Annotated in this window: 18 protein-coding genes and 1 other RNA gene; 7 read left to right on the forward strand and 12 right to left on the reverse strand. The window is 53.8% G+C overall.

Annotated features, from left to right (window positions below):
* Positions 1-284 precede the first annotated feature (284 nt).
* Positions 285-782, forward strand: coding sequence for a hypothetical protein (locus tag ACN0VL_RS01465; RefSeq protein ID WP_417614352.1), 498 nt, complete (start codon positions 285-287; stop codon positions 780-782).
* Between the two features lie 884 nt (positions 783-1,666).
* Here the strand turns inward: ACN0VL_RS01465 and ACN0VL_RS01470 are convergent.
* The 3 genes from ACN0VL_RS01470 to rsmI form a co-directional block, all read right to left on the reverse strand.
* A complete protein-coding gene (locus ACN0VL_RS01470; protein ID WP_417614353.1) occupies positions 1,667-2,992 on the reverse strand; it encodes a tyrosine-type recombinase/integrase in 1,326 nt (441 codons plus the stop codon).
* A gap of 265 nt (positions 2,993-3,257) precedes the next feature.
* Positions 3,258-3,643: RNase P RNA component class A (gene rnpB / locus ACN0VL_RS01475), an RNA gene on the reverse strand.
* 287 nt (positions 3,644-3,930) lie between these two features.
* Positions 3,931-4,773 (reverse strand): 16S rRNA (cytidine(1402)-2'-O)-methyltransferase, encoded by an 843-nt coding sequence (gene rsmI / locus ACN0VL_RS01480; RefSeq protein ID WP_417614354.1) that lies wholly within the window; start codon positions 4,771-4,773, stop codon positions 3,931-3,933.
* A 147-nt stretch (positions 4,774-4,920) separates the two neighbouring features.
* On the opposite strand from rsmI, the gene ACN0VL_RS01485 reads away from it, so the two are divergent.
* The 4 genes from ACN0VL_RS01485 to dolP are packed head-to-tail and all read left to right on the forward strand — an operon-like array spanning position 4,921 to position 8,214.
* Positions 4,921-6,705, forward strand: coding sequence for a penicillin-binding protein activator (locus ACN0VL_RS01485; RefSeq protein WP_417614355.1), 1,785 nt, complete (start codon positions 4,921-4,923; stop codon positions 6,703-6,705).
* A complete protein-coding gene (locus tag ACN0VL_RS01490) occupies positions 6,629-7,033 on the forward strand; it encodes a YraN family protein (protein WP_417614356.1) in 405 nt (134 codons plus the stop codon). Before ACN0VL_RS01485 ends, ACN0VL_RS01490 begins: the two co-directional genes overlap by 77 nt.
* A gap of 9 nt (positions 7,034-7,042) precedes the next feature.
* Positions 7,043-7,636 carry a D-sedoheptulose-7-phosphate isomerase gene (locus ACN0VL_RS01495; protein ID WP_417614357.1) on the forward strand — a complete coding sequence of 198 codons (594 nt, stop codon included), beginning with the start codon at positions 7,043-7,045 and terminating at the stop codon, positions 7,634-7,636.
* Positions 7,636-8,214 (forward strand): division/outer membrane stress-associated lipid-binding lipoprotein, encoded by a 579-nt coding sequence (dolP, locus tag ACN0VL_RS01500; protein ID WP_417614358.1) that lies wholly within the window; start codon positions 7,636-7,638, stop codon positions 8,212-8,214. Before ACN0VL_RS01495 ends, dolP begins: the two co-directional genes overlap by 1 nt.
* Positions 8,215-8,272: 58 nt before the next feature.
* Here the strand turns inward: dolP and ACN0VL_RS01505 are convergent, their stop codons facing one another.
* From ACN0VL_RS01505 to zapE, 8 genes are all read right to left on the reverse strand, one after another.
* On the reverse strand, positions 8,273-8,719 hold the full coding sequence (locus ACN0VL_RS01505; protein ID WP_417614359.1) for a ClpXP protease specificity-enhancing factor: 447 nt from the start codon (positions 8,717-8,719) through the stop codon (positions 8,273-8,275).
* 2 nt (positions 8,720-8,721) lie between these two features.
* Complete coding sequence (gene sspA / locus ACN0VL_RS01510) at positions 8,722-9,351, reverse strand: stringent starvation protein SspA (RefSeq protein WP_417614360.1); 630 nt, start codon at positions 9,349-9,351, stop codon at positions 8,722-8,724.
* An 86-nt stretch (positions 9,352-9,437) separates the two neighbouring features.
* The gene (locus tag ACN0VL_RS01515) at positions 9,438-10,172 is read right to left on the reverse strand and encodes a cytochrome c1 (protein ID WP_417614361.1); all 735 of its coding nucleotides are present in this window, start codon (positions 10,170-10,172) and stop codon (positions 9,438-9,440) included.
* Positions 10,169-11,386 carry a cytochrome b gene (locus tag ACN0VL_RS01520; protein ID WP_417614362.1) on the reverse strand — a complete coding sequence of 406 codons (1,218 nt, stop codon included), beginning with the start codon at positions 11,384-11,386 and terminating at the stop codon, positions 10,169-10,171. Before ACN0VL_RS01520 ends, ACN0VL_RS01515 begins: the two co-directional genes overlap by 4 nt.
* Before the next feature lie 2 nt (positions 11,387-11,388).
* On the reverse strand, positions 11,389-11,979 hold the full coding sequence (gene petA, locus ACN0VL_RS01525; protein WP_417614363.1) for a ubiquinol-cytochrome c reductase iron-sulfur subunit: 591 nt from the start codon (positions 11,977-11,979) through the stop codon (positions 11,389-11,391).
* A 287-nt stretch (positions 11,980-12,266) separates the two neighbouring features.
* Positions 12,267-12,659 carry a 30S ribosomal protein S9 gene (rpsI, locus tag ACN0VL_RS01530; protein WP_417614364.1) on the reverse strand — a complete coding sequence of 131 codons (393 nt, stop codon included), beginning with the start codon at positions 12,657-12,659 and terminating at the stop codon, positions 12,267-12,269.
* 15 nt (positions 12,660-12,674) lie between these two features.
* Positions 12,675-13,103: a 50S ribosomal protein L13 gene (gene rplM, locus ACN0VL_RS01535; protein WP_417614365.1), complete on the reverse strand. Its 429-nt coding sequence runs from the start codon at positions 13,101-13,103 to the stop codon at positions 12,675-12,677.
* Between the two features lie 252 nt (positions 13,104-13,355).
* Positions 13,356-14,456, reverse strand: a complete 1,101-nt coding sequence (gene zapE / locus ACN0VL_RS01540) for a cell division protein ZapE (protein WP_417614366.1) — start codon at positions 14,454-14,456, stop codon at positions 13,356-13,358.
* A gap of 235 nt (positions 14,457-14,691) precedes the next feature.
* Here zapE and ACN0VL_RS01545 point away from each other — a divergent pair, with 235 nt between their 5' ends.
* A complete protein-coding gene (locus ACN0VL_RS01545) occupies positions 14,692-16,050 on the forward strand; it encodes a Do family serine endopeptidase (RefSeq protein WP_417614367.1) in 1,359 nt (452 codons plus the stop codon).
* Positions 16,051-16,288: 238 nt separating this feature from the next.
* Positions 16,289-17,386: an outer membrane-stress sensor serine endopeptidase DegS gene (gene degS / locus ACN0VL_RS01550; RefSeq protein WP_417614368.1), complete on the forward strand. Its 1,098-nt coding sequence runs from the start codon at positions 16,289-16,291 to the stop codon at positions 17,384-17,386.
* Between the two features lie 644 nt (positions 17,387-18,030).
* Here degS and rne read toward each other — a convergent pair.
* On the reverse strand, positions 18,031-21,252 hold the full coding sequence (rne, locus tag ACN0VL_RS01555; RefSeq protein ID WP_417614369.1) for a ribonuclease E: 3,222 nt from the start codon (positions 21,250-21,252) through the stop codon (positions 18,031-18,033).
* Positions 21,253-21,398 lie beyond the last annotated feature (146 nt).

Consider the following 21,398-nt stretch of genomic DNA (forward strand, 5'->3'; position numbering starts at 1 on the left):
ATTTCATGCCTCAATTCAACCACCCCCTAATAGCCCCTGCAACCCCATATAATCAACGCTAGTGGAAACCTACGCATCACTACCAGCAGTGCGGTGAATGCCTTTAAAGGTGCGCGTACAGCCTGTGAGGGCGCGCTGCCTGTTCTAGGCATGATATTGTTAAAACTCACAGCTTAATGATCAACATCACCTTTACTGTCAGTTAAAAAGCATTGGAAACTAGGTCTTGAAAATTGACTTAAAAAGCTAGCCGTATACCCTGTTCGCCACTCAGGGATAATATAATGAAGAGAAAACAAGCTATGTTTCATATCAAGCCACTTTTAGCGACTGCTATTTTATTACCATCTCTAATGTTTGCCAATGCGTCCCATGCTGAAATAATGCCGAGTATTCAAAAGGTTAAAAGGGATACCTTGCATTGCAGTTCAGGAAGAATCGCTTTTGAAAGTAGCAAGAAGAATTACGAAAGGGTGCAATGTGAAATCAAAATGAAGGACGGCTCAAGCTCCAAACTTACGTATTCGAAGAATGCGGAGTTCACACTTTCTCTCTACCCAAATAGTAATGGACAGTTCACTGGCACAGCCTATCTTGTGGAAGGTCTTCGTAATGCCTTAAGACTTAGTGGTAAAGATGAAAGTCTAGCTGACAGATTCTCAAACTTACCATATGGAAATAGTCAAAAAGCCACAACCATTGAAGGTGTTGATTTCCATTTACCGACTCAAGAAGGTGTTCTAAGGTATGGTAACTACATCGTCACGCTCTATCTTCTGTAGTTGTAGTCACTCAATCGGTACTCGGTAGCCATAGCCATAATCTTTAAAGCAACCCGAGCTTTATCTAAGTGTTGCTTTATTAACCGTAATGCTATTGTGTTTTGATGAAATTCGTGTTACTATAAAACCTTATGAAATACCCTATAAAATAAAAGTAAGCTGAAAGCAAACCAGATAAAAAAATTAGTTACTATCTAATGCCTACTTAAGCCTTACTTCATCTTTATAAAGGATTTCATAAGTACATTTTATAATGTTGAATCCTCCCTTCCTAAGAGAGACATTCGTTTCACTCTTCTTTACCTCTCTTTTTCCTGTTGTAAAGCCTTTATAAAATTCTTCTTAAAACTTATCATCTGACACGTCTGTGTGAGTGATTAGCTTTAACACCTCCTAAATTACTTCTCAGTTCTTCAGAAAGCCCCTATAGCTTGATCACCTTCCTTCTTCAAAGTGATTGAGTTGTAGGTTTTTTTCGTATCCTTTATTCAATAATACCCATCCGTGATGCCTACTCACAGCCTCTGCACCCACCCTTTAAGCTACACTAATGAAAACCTATACATTGCCATGTCCGATTAAGCAGATGGCCTTTAACAGTGCGCATACAGCCTGTAAAGGCATGCTGCCTACCTCATTAACCTTGTAGTTAATATTTACTATACAAGGAGCGCTGTAAACCTTATGTTTTGTGAGTCCCTGCAGCGCCCTATAAAGAGCCCCACCCAAAACCAACAGATGAACCTAACTGACAGATTGAAAGCCACCACAGAGCCACACAGGAGCCATTAAGTTGCATTAAATCTGTAAGCTAAGGCTATAGTATTTGGGAACCTCGATTTATGTGGGCGGAGGGGGAGGTCTACCAAGTATTTAAAGTCTATTTATTTGCCAAACTCAACAGAGTTCACTATGTCAGCTAAGACCTTGATCCCGTAGCTGCTTGTATGGGTATAAATGTCGGTTACATCACGTGTCCCTTGATGACCTACGACCACTTGTATTAAAGACTTATCGTTACCCTTCTCTCGTGCCTTCGTTATGAAGGTATGGCGGAAGCTATGAAAAGACTTTCTAAAACCTTCAACGTCTGTAGGCGGTATCTCTAACTTGTCCCTAACCAAGTCTATGTGTCGAGTTATTGCATTGTAAGAGGTCAATTCGGGGAAAACTTTGCTTCCCTTAGAAGCTTGTACAAAGTCCAAGAAACCTAGTTCTATCAGCCTTTGGTGAACAGGAACTTTTCTGATACCTGCAGCTGTCTTAGCCTTCCCAATGAAGAAATAATCAAGGCTGCTGTCCTCATCTTTATGGAAAGATTCCATAGTTAAACTAGCAAGCTCTGACCTCCTACAACCAGAGTAAATTCCAAGAAGGAGAATCCACTTCTTCCATCCGTCTAAACTGGTAGCTTCTTTCTCAATCTTGTTAATCTCTGCATTTGAGTAGGCAGCATAAGGGACACTGGTAACATCCCACTTAACATCCTCAGTGGGTGACTTTTCTAGAATATCGACCTCTTTCTTCAAGTAAGCACTGAAGAAGCTCTGCATCAGCTTAAGGTGCTCAGAAACCCACTTAGAGGAGACAGTATCTTCTTCAGGGGTAGCATCCAGGTCACTTAGTATGTCTTCTAGCTTCATATCCTTGTAAGGCTTCTTGTTCCGTTGGGGGAACTGAGCAAGAATCACCAAGCAATCTTTAACATCACGCTTAGAAATACTCTGAACTGGCCTATCACCCATGACAAGCAGGATGTTGTTGAACGCCCTTAAATTGTTCTGCTGTATTGTTTCGCTCCACGGTCTTTTTTGCTTATCAGAAGTCTTAAATTTAAAGAACATATCCCAAGCTTCAGACAGCAAGAGTTGCTTTTCTGGGGTGTCAACGTAGTAATTCAGTAACCTCCTAACCTCTTCATTTTGAGATAAAAATTGAGGTGATACTCCACCGCGAGCACGTTCAGCTCTAAGATCAAGTAAACCTAGCAACAAGGAAAGATACTCCCTACTTGGTTCTCCTGTAGGCTTTGCTGTGATTTGGGTCTTAGAAAGATCGAAGTCTAATCCCTCTTGTAAACTAAAACGTATGTCACCAGCCACATCCATCACACCACCAAGATAATCTTGACGCTCGTAACTGTCTAACTTGTCCATACCTGAGAAGTCACACAACTCAGTATATAGAGCTGTTAAGAGGGCTTTATCCATGGTTAAGCTTTCCTTGAGCTGGTGAATTACAGTTAGTTTTGTGGCTACTCGTGATTGAGCAAGCTTTAGGCTATCAGTCCTGAGTGAGACTCTGATTTCTGATTTAGGGAAGATGAATCTATGACGTTTGAGGGTTTTAAAGCGGAAGTAGTAATACCCATTCCTATACAAAAGATAGGGAAATGGTTGGCGAGAGTGTTGCACTGGGTGACTCATTCGGTGTACCACCGTGTAAGAAACTAGTGCAAACCCCCGCCAGTTGTTCATTCAGAGTTGGCTTGTAAGCCGGGTTCTGTATCGAGCAAGCTCGATTAGTAATCATTCCTCTAGGCCAGCAATCGCTCACTGGCTCCAGCAACCTACCCGCCTCCAGCGCGGGCCGCGCCTGTAGGAGGCCTATTTGGTCTTGCTCCGGGTGGAGTTTACCCTGCCACGAACTGTTACCAGTCGCGCGGTGCGCTCTTACCGCACCCTTTCACCCTTACCTGTGCTCTTGCGAGCCATCGGCGGTTTACTCTCTGCTGCACTGGTCGTGAGCTCACGCTCCCCAGGCGTTACCTGGCACCCTGCCCTGTGGAGCCCGGACTTTCCTCCCCTCCGCCCGTATGCCCGAAAGCACAACGACGAAGCAGCGATTACCCAGCCAACTCCGCGGCGGATTGTACACCAGCCACGCTGCTATACCAATATTGAATGCTTAATTTTTAATATTGGATACAAAAAGCCCCTCTGACTCTTTACAGAAAAGATCAAAGCAAAAATATCCCGGCGCGATATTGCACAGCGGTCGCAGTGCCTACATCGGTGCGACATAAGGAAAGCTGCGCCGCCGATATTCGCATGGTGCACGAATGTAGCCGCGCGCTTTAGCCGCGAAATCCAGCAGCGCTGGATCTGATGCACAAATCCTACCTTGAGCCTCTTAGATCCAATCGCCCTTAAAGCCCGTTCTCGAGCCCGTACTTGTAGAGCGCATTCTTTTTTCCACCGTGAATGTCGGCGGTCAGGGCAGCGGCCTTTTTCAACGGCAGCTCACTGCACAGCAGGGTCAGGGTGCGCAACACCTTGGCCGAGAGTTCGTCTTCGCTGCTGGGACGGTAACCGGCCACCATGAGCACGATTTCGCCGCGACTGCGGTTGGTATCTTCTTGCAGCCAGGACAGCATTTCCCCGGCGGGCAAACTGTGAATGCTTTCAAAGGTCTTGGTCAACTCGCGCGCCACCACCAACTGGCGATCTTCCCCCAGTACCTGAACCAGTGCGGCCACACTATCCAGCAAACGCCGGGGGGATTCATAAAACACCAGGGTGCGCGGCTCATCTTTCAACTGGGTGATTTTATCCAGTCGTGCTTTTTCTTTTGCCGGCAAAAAACCTTCGAACGCGAAGCGATCCGTGGGCAAACCCGCCGCCGACAAGGCAGTAATGGCGGCACAGGGGCCGGGAATGGCAATAACCTGAATGCCGGCGTCACGACAGCTATTGACCAGGTGATAGCCAGGATCGCTGATCAGGGGCGTGCCGGCATCCGAGACCAGGGCTACACTTTGCCCATCCAGCAGCCGCTTGACCAGCTGTTCGGATTTATACTGCTCGTTATGATCATGCAACGCCCAGGTCGAGGTATTAATTTGGTAATGAGATAGCAGTTTCGCCGTGTGGCGGGTATCTTCACAGGCGATTAAATCAACCTGCTGTAATATATCCAGTGCGCGCTGACTGATATCATTCAGGTTGCCGATAGGGGTTGGCACAATATAAAGTGCAGCCGCTTGGCTCATAGGGACTCCTGTGTAAGCAATTGTTTCACCGTCATGGCCCTATTACACTTAGGACCAGAATGACACAGCTTGGGATTAAAGGGATTGGCAACACAACATCAACGCAATAGTGTAACACGGCTATTATGCACCCTGGTGCTTTCATCCATGCTACTGGCCTGTGGTATCGGTCCCCTGCAAAAGGGGCCGTCAGAGCCGGCGCCGGACATGTTCGGTATCACCGACCGCGGTGCCGAGCAATATCAGGCCCAGGCCGAGCGGGCCGCCGAGCCGGATGCCTTTTCCTGGCGGGTGCTGGCCATTCGCGCCTGGCTGCAGCAGGGCAATGTCGGCACCGCCGAATCCCAACTGGCCCGCCTGCGACAGCAAGCCACCCAGGCACAACTGCCGTTAATCTCCCTGCTGGATGCCGCCGCCTCCCTGGCAGACGGTAATGCCGGGCTGGCCGGTCAGCGACTGGACGCCATGGACAGCAAAGCCCTGCCACCCAACGCGGCCAGCTATTATCTGTTGTTGCAGGCCAATCGGTTCGAACAGCAGCAACAGCCAATCGACGCCGCCAAGGTGCTGATCGAGCGCCAGCCGCTGCTGGGTGCCCAGGAGCAGGATGCCAGCCTGGAGCGTATCTACCAGTTGCTGACCCAACCGACGGCGCTGGCCTTGCGCCTGGCTCAGGACACCCGCAACAGCGAGCCGGTCAACGGCTGGTTGCGACTGATGGCAATTCTGAACAACAGGGATACCGGGCCGGAGCAGCGCCGCTGGCAGCTGCAATCCTGGCGTACTGCCTACCCGGATCACCCCGCACACCGCTATCTGCCCGACAGTACAGGTCCGGAAATGATGCTGGAATCCTATCGGCCGAGCCATATTGCCGTGCTGCTGCCGCTGTCCGGCAAGCTGGCTGAACAGGCCGATGCCATTCGCAACGGCATACTGAGCGCCCACCAGGGCCAGTCGTCACGGATCAGCTTCTTCGACACCAACGGCCGGGACATGGCCAACCTCTATCAGCAGATCCAGCAGGCCGGGGCAGACTTCATTCTGGGCCCGCTGCTGAAAGAAGATATCGATGCCCTGAGTAGCCTGGATCCGGCCATGCCACAACTGGCCCTGAATATGCCCGCCCAGCCATCCAGCTTGCCCCATCGCTACTACTTCTCGCTGTCCCCGGAAGCCGAGGCCGCTGAAGCCGCCCTGTACATGTGGGAACAGGGGCATCGTCAGCCACTGGTATTTGCCCCGAACAACGAGCTGGGCCGCCGCGTTGCCAGCGAGTTCAATACCCGCTGGCAGCAACAAAGTGGCCAAGAGGCGCGTATCGCCTATTTCAGCAGCAAACAGGCCATAGAAACGGATGTCCGCAACGCACTCAGGAGTCAACCTACTATGGTGGCCGCCGGAGTCATTCAGCCGGTGGGCACTGCAGCCCCCACAGCCGGCGCCATCGACTCGGTCTTCATGGCATCCAACGCCACCGAAACCCGCCTGATCCTGCCGTACTTCGACTTCGTCAGAGATAGCCGCAGCAAGCGGCTGCCAACCTATGTCACCTCGCGCAGCTATATTCCCGGTGGCGAAGCCCCAATGAGCGAGCTTAATGAGTTGCAGCTGGCAGATATGCCCTGGCTGTTCGGCAGTGCCCCTCAGCTCATGGAGGAAGTCGAACGCCTGTGGCCCGCCAGCAACGCCAGCTGGTTACGGCTGTTTGCCCTCGGCTATGATGCATTGACCTTGATACCCCAGCTGACGGATTTACGCGTGGGTTCCGCCTCTGCCCCCGGACTGACCGGTGAGCTCAGTGTCACCGAGCAAGGCGTGGTGCAGCGACGACTGCAATGGATGGAGTACAGCGATGGCGACTGGCAGCAACAATTCGAACAACCGCACAGCCTCGACGCAGTGCAGCAAGACCTCGAGCAGCCGCAATAAGGGCGAGCAGTTTGAACGGCGGGCCGAGCAGTTCTTGCTCGGCCAGGGACTCAAGTTGCGGATGCGTAACTATCTGTGCAAGCTGGGTGAAATTGACCTGGTGATGAGTGCCGGCAAGACCCTGGTCTTTGTCGAAGTACGTTATCGCAAAAACAATCATTTCGGGGGAGCCGCCGCCTCGGTCACCCCTGCCAAGCAGCAAAAGTTGCGCCGGGCTGCCCATTGTTATTTACAAGCGAAAGGGCTGAATGAATCACAACAGCCCTGTCGATTCGATTTGGTTGCCTGTGAAGGAAACGATGTTCACTGGATACCCAATGCCTTTTGAGGAAAGTTAATGCAGGAAGAAATAAAAGCCAGTTTTACGGAAAGTATTCAAACCAAGATTGCCGCCGCCGAGGCGCTTCCCGACGACATTCTGGCCGCCGCGCAAATGATGGTCATGTGCCTGCTCAACGGCAACAAGTTGCTGGTGTGTGGCAATGGGGGCTCCAATGCGCTGGGCCAGTTGTTTGTCAGCGAATTGATCAACCGCTACGAAACCGAGCGCCCCGCGCTGCCAGCCATTTGCCTGACGCTGGATACCAGCAGCATCAGCGCCATTGCCACCGATCAGCACTTTGATGAAGCCTATTCACGCCAGATCCGCGCCCTGGGCCAGGAAGGGGATGTGCTGGTCGTGATTTCCACCAGTGGCCATAGCCGCAACCTCATCAAGGCGGCAGAAGCGGCCCTGAGCCGGGACATGACCATAGTGGCACTAAGCGGAGGGGACGGCGGCGAGCTTGCCGGGCTGCTGGGGCCCAACGACGTGGAAATTCGGGTACCGGCATTGCGTGCACCGCGCATTCACGAGGTAAACCTGCTGACGTTGCACTGCTTGTGCGACCTGATCGATCGTACCTTGTTCCCGCAAGAGGAAGATGAATAATGAAACCACGCTATCTCGCCGTTCTGGCATCGGTATTGCTGCTGCAGGGCTGCCCCGGGGTGATGCTGGCCGGCGCCGGTACCGGCATTGGCTCCGCAACCGACCGCAGAACCGTCGGCACCCAGGTCAGTGACCAGGCCATAGACATGCGCGCCACCCATCGCCTGGGCGCCACCAAGCCGCTGTGGGCCGATAGCCGCCTGGTCGTGATCACCACCAACGGCAAAAGCCTGTTGATTGGTCAGGCGCCTACCGAAGCCTATCGCCAGCAGGCTGAAGACATCGTCCAGGGCGTCCCCGGTGTCAAAGAGATTTTCAATGAAATTCGCCTGGGCCAGCCGCTGGATATCACCGCGCGCAGCCAGGACTCCTGGCTGACCTCCAAGGTGAAGAGCACCCTGCTGGCCGAAAAGAATATCGACGGCACCAAGGTCAAGGTCGTCACCGAAAACGCCGAGGTGTTTTTAATCGGCCTGGTGACCCAGAAGGAAGCGGATATTTCGGTACAGCTCGCCCGCAACATCAATGGCGTCAAGCGGGTCATTACGGTCTTCGAGTTCGTACAGGCGGCCCCCTGAACACTGTACGCTGCAGTAATAACAGCAATAAAAAACGCAGCCAATTGGCTGCGTTTTTTTATTTTATGACCCGCAAGTTGGGTCTGCCCTTTTTAGGTGCTGGAGGATCATCTTCCGGCTCCGTCTCGACTGCAGGGGTATCCGCAGCTGCCGATTCATCCAGAGTGGCCAGCCACTCTTCGTAACCCGGCTCGGGGGGGAAGAAGGTACCGGCACCATTTTCACGGGCCTGCACCGACACCACCGCCGCCATGGGTATATAAACCTGAAATGGTGAACCACCAAAGCGCGCGCTGAAACTGACCGCCTCGTTATCCATTTGCAGGCCGACGACCGCTTGGGGTGCAATGTTCAGCACTATCTGGCCATCTTTTACATACTGCTGCGGTACTGTGGTATGGGGCAGTTCGGCATTCACCAGCAAGTGCGGTGTCAGCTCGTTGTCCAGCAACCACTCATAGAAGGCCCGCAACAAATAAGGACGGCTGGGTGTCAGATTATCCATAATTAAATCTTGCCACCGATATCGCGCTCGGCTTCGGTCATGGAAGCTTGATAGGACTCACGCTCAAACAAGCGGATCATGTAGCCCTTAAGCTCTTTGGCGCCCCGGCCAGTCAGCTCTATGCCCAGAGACGGCAAACGCCACAGCAAGGGAGCCATGTAGCAGTCGACCAGGCTGAACTCTTCACTCATGAAGTAAGGATATTCGGCAAATACCGGTGCCACCGCCAACAGGGCTTCCCGCAACTCTTTGCGCGCTTCATCCGCCTTTTCGTTACGCTGAATACGCTTGACCAGAGAATACCAGTCCTGCTCGATACGATGCATCATCAACCGGCTCTTACCACGCGCCACCGGATAAACCGGCATCAGTGGTGGATGAGGAAAGCGCTCATCCAGATATTCCATGATGATATCTGACTCATAAAGCACCAGCTCTCGGTCGACCAGGGTCGGCAGAGTGCCATAAGCATTCAGCTCCAGCATATCTTCGGGTAGCGCATCCAGCTCTACCTGACTGATCTCGACACTGACTCCCTTTTCCGCCAGTACAATACGTACCTGGTGACTATAAATATCATCGGCGCCCGAAAACAGCGTCATGATAGAGCGTTTATTAGCCGCAACTGCCATTGAATCCTCCGCAAATTACAAACAGGAACGGCAATGGAAGCGCTTTGCCCCATTGCCGTCCCAAACCTAGCTTAGACGATGTCTAATCAGTGTACGTCACGCCAGTATTCTTTCTTCAGCATGTAAGCAAAGACAAAGAAGATAGCCAGAAAACCCAGTACCCAGTAACCCATGCGATGACGTTCCAGTTTCACCGGATCGGCGGAGTAAACCAGGAAGTTGACAATATCCAGCACGGCATTGTCATACTCTTCGGCGGTCAGCTCACCGTTACCCGCGGCTTCAATGCCCACAGGTGTGGTGACTTCTTTACCATCCACAGTGCGCGTTACCGTCTTAAGCGTAGCACTACCCTGCAACGGCTCCAGTACATGGGGCATGCCCACGGAAGGGAAGACCAGGTTGTTCACGCCAAAGGGACGGCTGTCATCCTTATAGAAAGAACGCAAATAGGTATACAGCCAGTCGGCTCCACGTACCCGAGCCACCAGGGTTAAATCCGGTGGTGGCGCACCAAACCAGTTGGCCGCATCTTTCTCGGGGATGGCGTTCTCCATCAGTTCACCGATGGCGACACCGGTAAAGTTGAGGTGCGCCTGCATGATGTCTTCTGGAATGCCCAGATCCTCGGCCACGCGGTTGTACCGCTGGTACTGAGTACTGTGACAAGCAGCACAATAGTTCATGAACAACTTGGCACCGTTTTGCAGTGATGCCTGGTCAGTCAAGTCGTAGTTTGCCTTGTCCAGCTTGACACTCGCTCCTGCAGCGAAGGCGAACGCCGGCAAAAAGGCGAGTACAGCAATGATTAACTTCTTCATTTAAATGTAACCCTCTCTGGCAGCGGCTTGGTTTTTTCGTTTTTGCTGTAGAAGAACAGCAGTACGAAGAAGGCGAAATAGCCGAACGAAGTAACCTGCGCGAGCAGCGTCAGCGCCGGGGTAGACGGCAGAGCACCGAGCACACCCAGAATCACGAAACAGATCACGAACTGAATGATGTTCAACAGGTGCAGCTTGCTGCGGTAGCGGAACGAGCGCACCTTGCAGCGATCCAGCCAGGGCAACACGAACAGTACGGCAATGGACAGCCCCATGAGGATAACCCCCATCAGCTTGTCGGGTACGGCACGCAAAATGGCATAGAAAGGCGTGAAATACCAAACCGGTGCAATATGCTCGGGCGTTTTCAAGCTGTTGGCCGCTTCGAAGTTGGGTGCTTCCAGGAAGTAACCACCGCCTTCTGGCATAAAGAAGATCACGAATGCAAACAGGAACAGGAAGCCTGCCACGCCCACTACGTCTTTAACGCTGTAGTAAGGGTGGAACGGAATAGCATCTTTCGGCCAGCCGTTTTCGTCTTTGTGTTTCTTGATATCGATGCCATCGGGGTTGTTGGAACCCACCTCGTGCAACGCCACTATGTGCAGGAACACCAGAATCACCAGTACCAGCGGCAGGGCAATCACGTGCAGCGCAAAGAAGCGGGTCAGGGTGGCACCGGAAATCACGTAGTCACCACGGATCCACAGGGTCAGGTCGTCGCCGATCACCGGAATGGCCCCGAACAACGAAATAATCACCTGTGCTCCCCAGAACGACATCTGTCCCCAGGGCAGCAGATAACCCATGAAGGCTTCGGCCATCAGCACCAGGAAGATCAGCATGCCAAACAGCCACAGCAATTCACGAGGCTTCTGGTAAGAGCCGTAAATCAGGCCGCGGAACATGTGCAGATACACCACCACGAAGAAGGCGGAAGCACCGGTGGAGTGCATATAACGCAGCAGCCAGCCGTATTCCACATCACGCATGATGTATTCGACAGAGGCGAAAGCGCCTTCGCCGGACGGGTTGTAGTTCATGGTCAGCCAGATCCCGGTCAGGATCTGGTTCACCAGCACCAGCATGGCCAGTGAGCCAAAGAAGTACCAGAAGTTAAAGTTTTTTGGCGCCGGATACTGACCTACATGCTTGTTGTAGGTCGCCGTCATCGGAATCCGTTCGTCAATCCAGGATACGAGTTTACCCAGCATGCTTAGGCTCCTTCCTTGTCTTCACCCACCAGAATGGAGGTATCATTGACATAATAATAAGGGGGGATCACCAGGTTCAGTGGAGCAGGTACGCCCTGGAAGACGCGACCGGCCATGTCGAACTTGGAGCCGTGACAGGGACAGAAAAAACCAGAGGTGATTCCCTGAACCTGTTCGCCAAAGGAGTTAGGCAAGTAGGTAGGTGAACACCCTAAATGAGTACAGAGTCCCACCGCCACAAACAACTCGGGCTTGATCGAGCGATAGCTGTTCTGAGCATAATCCGGTTGTTGCGGTTCTGCGGAATTCGGGTCCCGCAGCTGGTTATCGTGTTTGGCCAAAGCATCCAGAGTAGCCTGATTACGGCGGACTATCCAAACAGGTTTGCCTCGCCACTCTACCCGGAGTAACTGGCCCGGTTCTATTTTGCTGACATCCACTTCCACTGGAGCTCCGGCCGCCTTTGCTTTGGCGCTGGGGTTCCACGAAGAAATAAAAGGTACAGCGACAAAAGCAGCTCCGACCCCACCCACGGCTGTGGTTGACCAGGTCAGAAACCTGCGGCGACCGGTATCAACTGGCGCATTGCTCATCCAAAAACTCTCCCATTTGGTCTCCGCGCGTTTATAGTTCGTTCCATGCTTCGAGACGGCTTGTGACAACTACGGCGGATTTTATGGTTTTAATTGCCACAAAAAACCCTGAAATTCTAAAGAAAAGCGAGGTCTTTTACAAGTTCGGGTGAAGAACCAATAAATTATTCTTTAGTGGTATAACTTGTTGTTTTAAAACAAGGCTTTACTCAGAAGAATAATTCATTTCTTCACATATAAAAAAAGCCCGGGTAAACCCGGGCTTTTGATGTACAACGCCTTCCCAATTAACGCTTGGAGAACTGAGGACGCTTACGTGCTTTATGCAGACCGACTTTCTTACGTTCCACTTTACGAGCGTCACGAGTCACGAAGCCTGCCTTGCGCAGTGAACCGCGCAGGGTCTCGTCGTATTGCATCAGGGCACGAGTAATGCCGTGACGAATAGCGCCAGCCTGACCAGAAATGCCACCACCGGCAACGGTGATGTACAGATCGAATTTATCAGTCATCTCAACCAGTTCTAAAGGCTGACGAACCACCATGCGGGCGGTTTCGCGACCAAAGTACTGATCCAGTGAACGTTTGTTGATAACGATGTTGCCGCTGCCCTGCTTCACGAATACGCGTGCAGTAGAGCTTTTGCGACGACCGGTACCGTAGTATTGAGTTTCTGCCATTTGCCTAATCCCGCCTTAGATGTCCAGTACTTGAGGTTGTTGCGCAGCGTGGTTGTGCTGGCCGCCGACAAAGACTTTCATCTTGCGGAACATAGCACGACCCAGTGGGCCACGAGGCAGCATGCCGCGAACGGCAGACTCAATGACCATCTCTGGCTTGCGTACAATCAGCTTTTCGAAGGTGATTGACTTCAGGCCACCCGGAAAACCGGAGTGAGAATAGTAGATTTTGCCTTCGGCTTTATTGCCGGTTACCTGAATTTTCTCGGCATTGATAACAACGATGTAATCGCCACAGTCAACATGCGGAGTATATTCCGGCTTGTGCTTACCACGCAGACGACTAGCGATCTCGGTGGCCAAACGACCCAGAGTTTTGCCCTCTGCATCAACAACATACCAGTCACGCTTTACGGTTTCTGGCTTAGCTACAAAAGTTTTCATGGATAAACCCAAATTACTTAAAATGAATCATACACTTGCGCACATGCGCAAAACACGAGCAAACTGTGTACCCCTTCGAGCACGAGTCTGTTTACAGTGATGCCGTCTTATAGACAGCGGTGTAACGTGGGCCGAGCGATTATAGGTAAAGCTGCCTTAAAAATCACCTACTAATTTTAATGCCCATCAAAAATAGTCGGTTCGCCCACCCCTTCCCGGCATCATGCCCAGATACCGGGGCGCGTATTGTGACTAAGGAAGGTGCTCTCTGGCAAGGTATTCGTTAGATTGCATTTCAGTCAGTCGTGATAAACAGCGTTTAAACTCGAATTCCAGCTGTCCCTGGCCGTACAGTTGGCCCATGGAAACCGCGGCCGAGATGATTAAATTCACGTGCCGCTCATAAAATTCATCCACCATGGCAATAAAGCGACGGGCAGCGTCATCGTTGTGCACGCCCATGGGCTGCACATTGGCCAGCAGCACTGTGTGATAACGCTGGGCCAGCTCTATGTAGTCGTGCTGTGACCGCGCCGTGCAACAGAGCTGCTGAAAGTCGATATACAGCACCCCGTCCCCTGCCGCCAGTGTGCTCAAGGCTCTGTGGTTGATTTCAATGTCCTGCTCCCAGCGCTTCGCGCCCGGACTCAATCGCGAGAAGTAGTTGTCCAGATTAAGGCGAGCCTGGGTATCCAGCGGAGAATGATAAATTTCGGCCTGGGTCAGGGTGCGCAATCGATGATCGATCCCTGAGTCCACGTTTACCACCTCACAGTGCTGCTTGATAAGCTCGATGGCCGGTAAAAAACGCGCCCGCTGCAAGCCATTACGATACAGATCGTCGGGCGGTATGTTCGAGGTGGCCACCAGAATCACCCCCTGCTCGAACAGGTATTCGAACAGGGTCCCCAATATCATGGCATCCGTGATATCCGAGACAAAAAATTCGTCGAAGCAGATGATTCTTGTCTGACCGGCCAGACGTTCGGCCACCCGCTTCAGCGGGTCGGCCTGCCCCTTGAAGCTTTGCAACTCCTCATGAACTCGCAACATAAAGCGATGAAAATGAATTCTCAGCTTATTATCAAAGGGCAGGCATCGATAAAAGGTATCCATTAAGTAGGTCTTGCCACGGCCGACACCGCCCCAGAAATAGAGGCCCCGAATGGGCTGCTCGACCTGTGGGGTATGACCGGTGAGCTTTTGCCAGAAGCTGAGCCTGGGCGCAGCCGGTGGCTCGGCGAGCAGCTCGTCGAACAAGCGTTGCAAATGAGCAACCGCCCTGGCTTGAGCACTATCATGCACAAAGTCATCGCGGTTCAAATCAACCTGATATTGTTTACTTGGAGTCATGTTGGCTAAGTAACTGTATCACTGACAAGAAAGATATCGGCCAGTGTAAGGCCTGAGTCTGGAGCGGGGCAAGTCTGGTCAGGAACAAGGGCTTGATCTCGCGGGCAATATCACTAATTTATTAACTACGGACGTTCAGCCATAAATAATACAGGCTCTATCGGAACTCTTATTGACCAATCAGGGTCAGAATACACACTTTGCTTGAATCATTTATCGACTTAGGAGCATCTGCATGAAATCACGACTTCCCCTAGTGTCTGCGCTGGCATTGAGCCTGAGCATGGCGTTAGTTCCCCAGGCGCAGGCGGCTCTTCCCTTTGGTGCCGGCAGCGATATTCGCAGTCTGGCTCCGGTACTGGAAAAGGTGACCCCAGCCGTGGTCAATATTTCCGTGTCGGGCAGCAAAGTCAGTCGTCAGGCACTGCCCGAGCCATTTCGTTTTTTCTTTGGCCCCAATATTCCCGGTGAACAGGTTCAGGAAAGGCCCTTTCAGGCGCTGGGATCCGGTGTCATCATCGATGCCAAAAAAGGCTATGTAATCACCAACAACCACGTTATTGCCGATGCTGACAAAATCATCATCACGCTGATCGATGGCCAGGAATACGAAGCAGAGCTCATTGGTCGCGACAAGCAAAGCGACATCGCATTGCTGAAAGTGGATGCCAAGGACCTGGTCGAAGTCGAGTATGCAGACTCGGATCAGCTGCGGGTGGGTGACTTCGCCATCGCCATCGGCAACCCCTTTGGCCTGGGGCAAACCGTTACCTCGGGTATCATCAGCGCCCTGGGCCGCTCCGGCCTGAATGTGGAAAACCTGGAAAACTTCATTCAAACCGATGCCGCCATCAACTCGGGGAACTCCGGCGGCGCCCTGCTCGACTTGGACGGCAAACTGGTGGGGATCAATACCGCCATACTGGGTCCGGGCGGCGGCAATATCGGGATTGGCTTTGCCATTCCCTCCAACATGGTGAAGAACCTGGCCGAGCAAATTCTGGAGTTTGGTGAAGTACGCCGTGGCGTGCTGGGGGTGATGGGCGGAGAACTGACCTCGGAGCTGGCCCGTACCTTTGGTTATCGCAGTCAGCACGGTGCCTTCGTGAGTCAGGTACTGGAGGGCTCATCTGCCGACAAGGCGGGTCTGAAGGCCGGTGATATCATCATCAGCCTGGACGACAAGCCGGTGCGATCCTTTGGTGAGCTGCGCGCCAAGGTCGCCACCATGGGTGCCGATAAAACCGTGACACTGGGGCTGTTCCGTGATGGCAAGAAGCAGCAGGTTGACGTGACGCTGGCTCGGGCCGACGACGAAAATGTCGAAGCCGACACCCTGAATGAAGCGCTGGAAGGTGCCACCCTCGCCAAAACGGAAAGCGAAGATGGTATCAAGGGCGTCAAGATCACCGATGTGACACCACGCTCGCCCGCCGCCCGCTCCGGACTGGAAAAAGGCGACATCATCATAGGCGTCAACCGCAAGCGGGTAAGAAGTCTGAACGATCTGCGCAAGATCATTCAGGGCAAGCCAGACGTGATCGCGTTGAACATTCAGCGGGGTAATTCGTCTATCTATCTGGTGCTTAGATAAAACAGCGTACCGCTAAGGGTAAATAGTCTGGTGTGAGGTGTGAGGTGTGAGGTGTGGAGTGTGAGGTGTGAGGTGTGAGGTGTGAGGTGTGAGGTGTGAGGTGTGCAGATGTTACGCTTTACGCCTCACACTTCCCCCTCACGCCTCACAATTAGCGGCTTTGTTTCCCCTTTCAATCCCGCTCGCAGCCATTATCTTTATGTTATGCTGTTGCCCATCGTCACCAGTCAAGCTCCATATGCGCCTAGCCTCATCACTTAAATTTTTTCTTCAGGCCGCAGCCTTCGGGATCCTAATGGCCTTGTTTCTGCTATTGCTGTTTCCACAGCTCAAAACCCAGCCTTTCGAACACTGGTGGCGCAGCCAGCAGGTAGGGGTCTCCAGCTTTTCCTACGCGGCCAGTCGAGCCGGGCCTGCGGTCGTCAACATTTACACCCGCAGTTTTCAGCCGGGCGCATCATCTCCCCAGTTGAGCGCCACCAGCCTCGGCTCTGGCGTGATCATGTCGGATCAGGGTTATGTGCTGACCAATTATCATGTTATTGCCGATGCCGATCAGGTCATAGTGGCCTTGCAGGATGGCCGGATCCTGACCGGTGAAGTCACGGGGTTTGATGTACCCACCGATCTGGCGGTGTTGAAAATCAATGCCGCCAAGCTGCCCGTTATCCCCCAGGACGATGCACTCGCTCCTCAGGTGGGTGACATAGTGCTCGCCATCGGCAACCCCTATAATGTGGGCCAGACCATTACCCAGGGCATTATCAGCGCCACCGGCCGTGCCGGCCTGTCCAGCATGGGGCCAGACAGTAATGGCCGCCAGGACTTGTTACAGACCGATGCCGCCATTCATGCCGGCAATTCCGGCGGGGCATTGATCAACGTCTACGGCGAGATCGTCGGCATCAATACCGCTTCCTTTCAAAGTCTGGCGCACCAGGAAAGCTACGGCATCAACTTCGCCATACCCTATGCGCTGGCCCATCGCATCATGCTGGAGCTGATTAATAACGGCCGGGTGATCCGGGGTTACCTGGGGGTGAGTGGCGCCGATATTCCGCCGCTGATGGCACAGCTGCTGAAACTGGGCGAGCGCACCGGCTTGTATGTTGAAGGGGTCAACGAGCCAGGGCCCGCCGCCAGGGCGGGGATTAAAACGGAAGATGTGTTATTGGAGATAGACGGCAAGCCGATACGCAACACCCGCCATGCCATGGATACCATTGCCGAAACGCGCCCGGGCACCACGATTCAGGTCCTGCTGTTACGCGACGGCAAGCTGTTAACCCTGCCGGTCAAAATTGAAGAAGACAGGCGTTTTCAACGCATACGTTGAGGCAAGCCGTTAACCCTGCCGGTCAAAATTGAAGAAGACAGGCGTTTTCAACGCATACGTTGAGGCAAGCCGTAAGCTTTCAGCTTGAAGCCATAACACCAATTACAGTAAAGATTTGATCACCTTTGAACCTGAATACCAGAGGCACCACAGTCACCTCCCACGACACGCCATAAACCCATCCTTGGGGGCTCGGGAAATGCCGTCCATGGCATTTCACGGTCGTGGGAGGCGATCTCTGCTGCCTCTTCTCAAGCAGCGAGTGGCCCGTAGGTGACGCCAACTGGCAGCTCTGCAGCATCAGGAGGACAAAGGGATCTGCTCCGCCGACCATCACATGACAGGGATGTCATGTGCTGAGCGTCACAGGGGGCGAGCTTGCCTCGCCGTGACGAACCGTTTCAACCTGACCGAACATCCAATGAATGTTCGCAGCAGGTTAAAACGGTGAGTGTCATTTCTCCAAAGCGGGTCGTCGGAGTAGTCCCTTTGTCCGATGCCTACACAACAATGAAATAGATCATTTATTTAATGTGCTTGGTATAAGGGGGGCATGAGCTAACGATTTTGTTTTCGTTTTCACGCTAAAACATACCCAATAAAAAGGCTCCCGAGGGAGCCTTTTTTAGTGCCGTGATGGCAGATTAGTGATTGGCAGGTTTGGCCATGGGAGCCGACGCCGTGTTTTTAGCCGCCGTGCTGCCGGCATGACGACCGCTGATCACGGGTACGTCGCGCAGCAGAGGTGGATACTCGGGCTTGATGTAGGGCGCCTGGGCAACCACCTGCGGCTTCACCATGGGGGCCGAAGCCTGTTTGGCGCGCTGATACAAACCAGAGGCACTCGCTTTGGGCGTAGCCGCAGCGGCTTTAGGCTCGGGCTGTTGCTTGGCAACCGGCTCGGCCTTGGGCGCAGCTACTGGCTCAGGCTGTTGTTCGGCAACCGGCTCGGCAACGGGCTCGGCCTTGGGTGCAGCTGCTGGCTCAGGCTGTTGCTCGGCAACCGGCTCGGCCTTGGGTGCAGCTACTGGCTCAGGCTGTTGCTCGGCAACGGGCTCGGCCTTGGGTGCAGCTGCTGGCTCAGGCTGTTGCTCGGCAACGGGCTCGGCCTTGGGTGCAGCTACTGGCTCAGGCTGTTGCTCGGCAACCGGCTCGGCTTTAGGTGCCACTGCTGGCTCAGGCTGTTGTTCGGCAACCGGCTCGGCCTTGGGTGCAGCTACTGGCTCAGGCTGTTGCTCGGCAACGGGCTCAGCTTTAGGTGCCACTGCTGGCTCAGGCTGTTGCTCGGCAACGGGTTCGGCCTTGGGTGCAGCTACTGGCTTGGGCTGTTGCTCGGCAACGGGTTCGGCCTTGGGGGTAACTTCAGCGGCGGGCTGCTGCTTGGCAACAGTCTCGGCTTTAGCTGCAGCCTGAGCCTGGGCGGCTTGCTCTTCTTCCGTAGCCACCCATTTTTCTTCACCCTGAGAGGCAATCAGGGCCGCTATGCTGTCCTGACGGCGGCGACGGCGGCTGTCTTCATTGATGCGCTTGCGCTTGGGCATGGCGCTGCGCTGGTGATGAGACGCCTTGTCGGCCTCGGCCGGTTTGGCATCGGCGGCAGGAGCGGGTTGTGGGCGCTGCTCGGCGGCGGCCTCGGCCGGTTTGGCCTCGTTACCAATACGAACCTGCTTGCGCAGCTGGCGACGTTGGCGGCGTTCGGCGATGCTTTGCTCTTTTTGCTCGCTGTTTTTAGCGACCGGTGCTGGTGCTGGCTGCGGGGTGGCCGCAACGGCTGCCGGCTCGGCTGCAACAGATTGCTGCTGGGCTTGTGGCTGCTCACGACGCGGCTTGCGACGCTCGCGGCGGGGCCGCTCGGCTCTGGTTTCGTTGCTGCTGGCTGCGGCTTGAGACTGAGCCTCCTGGGGGGCTGTGGTCGCTTTGTTGCTGCGGTCTTCGTCACGAGGCTTGCGATTGCTGCGGCGATCGTTGCGCTCGCGGCGTTCACCGCTACGCTCCTGCTCGCGATCGGACTGGCGGGCGCTATTGCGGCCATTGCGATTGCCATTACGGTTGTTACCGCGCTCATTGCTGCTGTTACGCTCAGAGCTGCGTGACGAACGAGCTGTCTGCTCGGGGGCCGGAGCGGGAGCCGTGGCTTGCTGTGGCTCGGGCGTCCCCTTGAACCAGCTGGCTATTGCACAAAAGACGCGGCTTAACAGCCCGGGCGACTTGCCTTGGGGAGCGGCGGCCATGGCAGGCTTGGCCTTGGCTTCGCTGGCAACGGGAGCCGGTGCAGGTGCGGTAAAGCCCTGCAAGGCGGGTTGTTCGCTGCGCGGTGAGCCCTGGCTTTCACGGGGGGTATAAGTCGGCTTCTCGACCGTGGTTTTCATGTTGAAGCTGGTGACGCTTTCTTCATCGCCACTGCGAACACGCACCACCTCAAAATGAGGTGTTTCCAGCTGTTCGTTAGGAATAATGAAAATGTTGACCTGGTAACGCTGCTCGAGAGCGGCAATGGATTTGCGCTTTTCGTTCAGCAGATAGGCGGCCACGTCAACCGGCACCTGACCGTGGATCTGGCCGGTGTTGTCTTTTAGCGCTTCTTCTTCTATCAGGCGCAAAATGGCCAGTGCCAGCGATTCGTTATCGCGAATGGTGCCCTGGCCCAAGCAGCGGGGGCAGACATGAGTGCTGGACTCGCCAAGAGAAGGGCGCAGACGCTGGCGAGACATTTCCAGCAAGCCAAACCGGGAGATACGGCCCAGCTGAATGCGGGCACGATCCTGGCGGACGGCGTCGCGCAGGCGGTTTTCCACTTCGCGCTGGTGGCGTACCGGTGTCATGTCGATAAAGTCGATGACCACCAGGCCACCCAGGTCACGCAGGCGTAACTGGCGGGCAATTTCTTCTGCCGCTTCCAGGTTGGTTTGCAGCGCGGTTTCTTCGATATCGCCGCCTTTGGTGGCCCGTGACGAGTTGATATCGATACTGGTCAGTGCTTCGGTAGGATCGATAACGATGCTGCCGCCGGAAGGCAGGCGCACTTCGCGTTGAAAAGCCGACTCAATCTGACTTTCAATCTGGTAATGGCTGAACATGGGCACGTCGCCCTCGTACAGCTTGACGCGGCTGACAAAGTCGGGCCGTACCAGTTCGATATGATTTTTTGCCCGCTCGAAAATAACCGGGTTGTCGATCAGGATCTCACCGATATCGCGACGCAAATAGTCGCGAATGGCGCGCACTATCACGTTGCTTTCCTGGTGGATCAGGAAGGGGGCGGTGCCTCCTTCGGCGGCTTCCTGAATGGCGGACCAGTGCGTTTGCAGTACGTGCAAATCCCACTCCAGCTCTTCTGCCGATTTGCCCACACCGGCGGTGCGCACAATCAGGCCCATGCCATCGGGCAGGGTGAGCTGGGAAAGGGCTTCTTTCAACTCGGTACGCTCGTCGCCTTCGATACGGCGGGAAATCCCCCCCGCGCGCGGGTTATTGGGCATCAGTACCAGATAAGAGCCCGCCAGGCTGATAAAGGTGGTCAGGGCGGCCCCTTTATTGCCACGCTCTTCTTTATCTATTTGGACTATGACTTCCTGACCTTCCTTGACCACTTCCTTGATATTGGGACGGCCTTGATAGGTATAACCGGCGGGGAAATAGTTACGGGCAATTTCTTTGAGTGGCAAAAAACCGTGGCGGTCGGCGCCATAATCAACAAAGGCGGCTTCCAGGCTGGGTTCTACGCGGGTTATTTTTCCCTTATAGATGTTGGCTTTTTTTTGTTCGTAACCCGGGCTTTCAATATCCAGATCGTATAGTTTTTGCCCATCTACCAGGGCAACACGCAACTCTTCTTCTTGAGTTGCGTTGATTAGCATTCTTTTCATTGATGACTCTTTTTATATAGTTTTTACTGTTTTTACAGTGTTGGTATTGCCCCGGCCCAACCATGTTATTCCGACGGACACCGGCCTCGAGTCTGTGAGCGTAACGAATACAGCCTCCCGGCTGGGTACGCATGAGGCGCTTATTC

The organism is Oceanisphaera sp., assembly GCF_048268965.1.
GTDB lineage: Bacteria > Pseudomonadota > Gammaproteobacteria > Enterobacterales > Aeromonadaceae > Oceanimonas.